Source organism: Bradyrhizobium sp., assembly GCF_049581145.1.
Classification (GTDB): Bacteria; Pseudomonadota; Alphaproteobacteria; order Rhizobiales; family Xanthobacteraceae; genus Bradyrhizobium.
On sequence record NZ_JBAURI010000925.1, the window covers coordinates 1 to 4941 of the forward strand.

Genomic DNA, 4941 nt, shown 5'->3' on the forward strand with positions numbered 1-4941 from the left:
ATTTGCCCGGCCTTGAGATCGCAGGCGAAGTGGTCGCGCTTGGCGAGGGCGCCCACAAGCACAAGCTTGGCGACAAGGTGATGTCGCTGGTCGCCGGCGGCGGCTACGCCCAATATTGCATCGCGCAGGACGCCCAGGCGATGACGGTGCCGCCGGCGCTGTCGATGCTGGAAGCCGGCGCGATCCCCGAAACCTTGATGACGGTGTGGCACAATGTGTTCGAGCGCGGCGCGCTGAAACCGGGCGAAACGCTGCTGCTCCATGGCGGCTCCTCGGGTATCGGCACCACGGCGATCCAGCTGGCGAAAGCGCTTGGTTCCAAGGTGATCGTCACCGTCGGGTCGAAAGACAAGGCCGACGCCTGCGTCAGGCTCGGCGCCGATCGCGCGATCAACTACAAGACCGAGGATTTCGTGGCCGAGGTCAAGGCGGCGACGGCAGGCGCCGGCGCCGACGTCATCCTCGACATGGTCGGCGGCGACTACATCGAGCGCAACTACGAGGCAGCGGCGATCGACGGCCGCATCGTCCAGATCGCATTCCTGAGCGGCAGCCCGAAGGCCACGGCCAATTTCGCCAAATTGATGGTGAAGCGCCTGACCCACACTGGCTCGACACTGCGTCCCCGCAGCAATACGGACAAGGCCGCGATGGTCACAGCGATCGAGGCCAAGGTTATGCCGCTATTGCGCGAGGGCCGACTAAAGCCCTTGATGGACAGCACATTCCCGCTGGAAAAAGCCACCGACGCACACCGGCGCATGGAGACCTCCGAGCATATTGGCAAAATTGTGTTGCAGGTTTAGCTGCCGCTAACAAACACGATCCGGAAACCCTTTGATTTCCCTCGGTTTCGTGGCAATCATCGCGTACAACCGAACACCTTTGCGGTTGAACGCGGAGTACTGACATTGCGTCTGATCAGGTGCCTTGCGCTCGCCGCGCTGGGCCTGGTGATTGTTGTGGCTTCGCCGGCACGTGCCCTTGACGCGGTCAGCGTCCGCGGCGACGCGCCCGCGATCGACCTCACCGGCGTTCTTGAACACCAGCACAGCGACACCGACCGCATTCAGGTCTCAACCGCGCCGGGGACCGACGGCATCGTCCGGCGCATCGAGGTTCGCGCCCGCGAGGGCGGCCAGAATTGGGTGGTGTTCGCGCTCGCCAACAATACAGACGACCAGCTCGATCGCCTGATCGTCGCGCCGCACTATCGCGTCGTGGGTTCCGGACTGCTGTGGCCCGATCTCGGCCTGTCGCGAATCGCGACCATCACGCCGTCGACCGGCGATCGTCCCGACCGCCAGGAGAGTCCGACCGCGGACGTATTCCGCATTACGCTCGACCCCGGCGCCGTCATCACCTTCGTCGCCGAACTGCGCACCGACAAGCTGCCGCAGCTCTATTTGTGGGATCCCGACGCCTACAAGGACAAAGTCAATTCGTTCACGCTTTACCAGGGCATCGTGATCGGCATTTCCGGTCTTTTGGCGCTGGTGTTGACCATTCTGTTCGTGGTCAAGGGCAGCATCATGTTTCCGGCCGCCGCCGCGCTCGCCTGGGCCGTGCTGGTCTATATCGGCGTCGATTTCGGCTTCTGGGGCAAGGTGCTCGACATGTCGAACAACGCCGAGCGGATCTGGCGCGCGGCGGGCGAAGCGATGCTTGCCGCGACGCTTTTGGTGTTCCTGTTCGCCTACCTCAATCTCAGCCGCTGGCATGTGCGCTATTCCCACATCACGATCGGTTGGCTCGCCTTTCTCGGCTCGCTGGTGGCGGTGGCATTGTTCGATCCGCCGGTCGCCTCGGGGATCGCGCGGATGTCGCTGGTGCTGATTGCCTTCGCCGGCTTCGGACTGATCGTCTATCTCTCGACCCACGGCTTCGACCGCGCGGTGCTGTTGATCCCGACCTGGTTCCTGCTCCTGGTCTGGGTGGTCGCAGCCGGCATGACGGTGGCCGGCAGCGTCACCAACGACATCGTCGGCCCGGCGCTGCTCGGCGGCCTGGTGCTGATCGTGATGCTGATCGGATTTACGGTCATGCAGCACGCCTTCGCCGGCGGCGGCGCCACGACCGGGATCGTGTCCGATGTCGAGCGCCGCGCCTTGGCGCTGACCGGTTCGGGCGACCTGATCTGGGACTGGGACGTCTCGGCCGACAAGGTGTTCACCAGCCCCGAGACCGAAACCCTGCTTGGGTTAAAGCGCGGCACGCTGGAAGGCCCGGCGGCGAAATGGCTGGAGGTGTTGCACCCGCTGGATCAGGACCGTTTCCGCGCCGCGCTCGACAGCGTGCTCGACCAGCGTCGCGGCCGCCTGGTGCAGGATTTCCGGCTGCGGACGCCGGACGGCCATTTCATGTGGTTCGCGCTGAAGGCACGGCCGGTGGTCGGTTCCGACGGCGAGGTGTCGCGCGTGGTCGGCACCCTGACCGACGTCACCGAGCTCAAGAACGCCGAAGAACGCCTGCTGCATGATTCCGTGCATGACAATCTGACCGGCCTGCCCAACCGCAAATTGTTCATGGACCGGCTGGGCGCGGTCGCCAATTTCGCCAAGACCATGCCGAACCTGCGGCCGACGCTGATGGTGATCGACCTCGACCGCTTCAAGCAGGTCAATGATTCCGTCGGCATCGCGGTCGGCGATTCGATTCTGTTGACCCTGGCGCGGCGCCTGACGCGGATACTCAAGCCGCAGGACACGCTGGCGCGAATGGCAGGCGACCAGTTCGGCCTGATCCTTTTGTCGGAACAGGAGCCGGCGCGGATCACCGCCTTTGCCGAGACCATCCGCAAGACCATCCGCGCCCCGATCGCCTTCAACGACCGCGAGATCTTCCTGACCGCCTCGATCGGGCTCGCGCTCTCCGATCCCCAGACCCAGCTCTCGGACGAGATCATCAAGGACGCCGAGCTTGCGATGTATCACTCCAAGCGGATCGGCGGCGACCGCATCGACGTCTACAAGCCGGCGATGCGGGCGCGGAAAACCGACCGGCTGACGCTGGAGTCCGAACTGCGCCGCGCCATCGAGCGCCAGGAAATCACCATCCTGTACCAGCCGATCGTGCGGCTGGAAGACCGCGCGATCGCCGGCTTCGAGGCCTTGGCGCGCTGGGACCACCCGAAATTGGGGCGGATGTCGCCGATCGAGTTCATCACGATCGCCGAGGAGATCGGCCTGATCGTCGATCTCGGCAACTTCGTGATGGACCAGACCGCGCGGCAGCTCGCGGTCTGGCAGCGCGCGATGCGCGCGCGCGAGCCGATCTTCGCCAGCGTCAACGTGTCGTCGCGGCAATTGCTGCGGCACGACCTGCTTCACGACATCCGCACCGTGCTGTCGCGCTCGTCGGTGGCGCGCGGCACGCTGAAACTCGAGCTGACGGAATCGCTGGTGATGGAAAACCCCGAGCACGCCGCGCAGATGCTGACCCGCATCCGCGAGCTCGGTGTCGGGCTGTCAATCGACGATTTCGGCACCGGCCACTCCTCGCTGGCCTACCTGCAGCGTTTCCCGTTCGACACCCTCAAGATCGACCAGTCCTTCGTCCGCACCACGAGCCGCGGCACCCGGCCCGTGATCCTGAAATCGATCATCGCGCTGGCGCATGATCTCGGCATGGACGTGGTCGCCGAAGGCGCCGAAACCGACTCGGATGCGGTCGAACTCTACCAATTGGGCTGCGAATACGCCCAAGGCTTCGCCTTCGGCGAGCCGATGGACGCCGACGCCGCGATGCGGCTCTTGACCGAAGAGCGACTCGAGGCGGCGAGCTAGCCCGCTTGGATGACTGCGGTCAAGCGAGCCGCACGCCCGCGCGTCGTCCCGGCGAAGGCCGCCATCCATGACCACCGGCAGGCGTTGATGCGACGCACAACCGGCGCCTGAGGTCATGGGTGGGACGACGCCGGTGCGATTGTTGCAGGACAGGGACGATGCCGAGGCGCCGTCACTTCATCTTCTTGAACCGCACGGTTTTGCCATCTGGCATGCGCGTCGCGAGATAGCCGCCGGCGAGGCAGGCCTCGCGCTGCGGCATTTTTTCCTGCGGGCTGCGCAGCGTCTCCCACCACGACGCACGCTGCGCCGCGCGCGGCAGTGCGGCGTCGATGATCTCCTCGATCCTCTCGAAGCTCAGCACGAATTCAGGCAGCTTCTGCTGTTTCAGATAGTCGCGCAGGGCGTCGTAGTCGCTCACAATCGTCACCGCCTGGTTCGTCTTGGCATCGCGCAGCATTGCGCGATCTCCGCGCCATTCCGCAACCTTGAAGCCGTCATTCCGGGGCGCAGCAACGGGTCCGCACAACTGCGGCCAGATGACAGGTTTCGTGCCAACCTCAGATGCGATTGCGCATCGGGGAATCTCGGGATTCCGGGTTCATCGCTCCGCGATGGCTCGGAATGACGGCAAGAGCGATCGGAGCGTTGGCCGCTACGTCTCCAGATATTTCTGCATGTCGGCGCGCAGGCCCTCTCGCAGATCCGGCCGTGCCATGCCGTAGGCGATGTTGGCGCGCAGGAAGCCGGCCTTCGAGCCGCAATCATGCCGCTCGCCTACGAACTCGACACCGTGGAAGCTCTGCGTCTTGGCAAGCGCGATCATGGCGTCGGTGAGCTGGATCTCGCCGCCCGAGCCGCGCTCCTGGATTTCCAGGATCTTGAAGATCTCCGGCTGCAGGATGTAGCGCCCGGTGATCGAAAAATTAGAGGGCGCGGTGCCCTTGGGCGGCTTCTCGACCATGCTGTCGATCTCGAACATGTTGCCGCGGGCATGACGCTTGCCGACGGCGCAGATGCCGTATTGATGGGTGAGGTGCCCCGGCACCTCCTGCACCGCGATCAGGTTGGCTTTCCCGCGCAGATGGCTGGCGGCGTCCATCATCTGGGCGAGACAGCCCGGCTTGTGCAGCACCAGTTCGTCGGGCAGCACCAC

4 protein-coding genes are annotated in these 4941 nt (G+C 64.7%); 2 read left to right on the plus strand and 2 right to left on the minus strand.

What is annotated here, in order from left to right:
• Positions 1 to 806 (plus strand): NAD(P)H-quinone oxidoreductase (locus tag WCB02_RS30375; protein WP_423963819.1); only part of this gene is annotated, 806 nt, incomplete at its 5' end.
• 105 nt (positions 807 to 911) lie between these two features.
• Positions 912 to 3785 carry an EAL domain-containing protein gene (locus WCB02_RS30380; RefSeq protein WP_423963821.1) on the plus strand — a complete coding sequence of 958 codons (2874 nt, stop codon included), beginning with the start codon at positions 912 to 914 and terminating at the stop codon, positions 3783 to 3785.
• 172 nt (positions 3786 to 3957) lie between these two features.
• On the opposite strand, the gene WCB02_RS30385 is transcribed toward WCB02_RS30380, so the two are convergent.
• Both WCB02_RS30385 and WCB02_RS30390 read right to left on the minus strand, forming a co-directional pair.
• Positions 3958 to 4206, minus strand: coding sequence for a hypothetical protein (locus tag WCB02_RS30385; RefSeq protein WP_423963826.1), 249 nt, complete (start codon positions 4204 to 4206; stop codon positions 3958 to 3960).
• A 234-nt stretch (positions 4207 to 4440) separates the two neighbouring features.
• The coding region (locus WCB02_RS30390; protein ID WP_423963823.1) for a sugar phosphate nucleotidyltransferase at positions 4441 to 4941 on the minus strand (501 nt) is incomplete at its 5' end.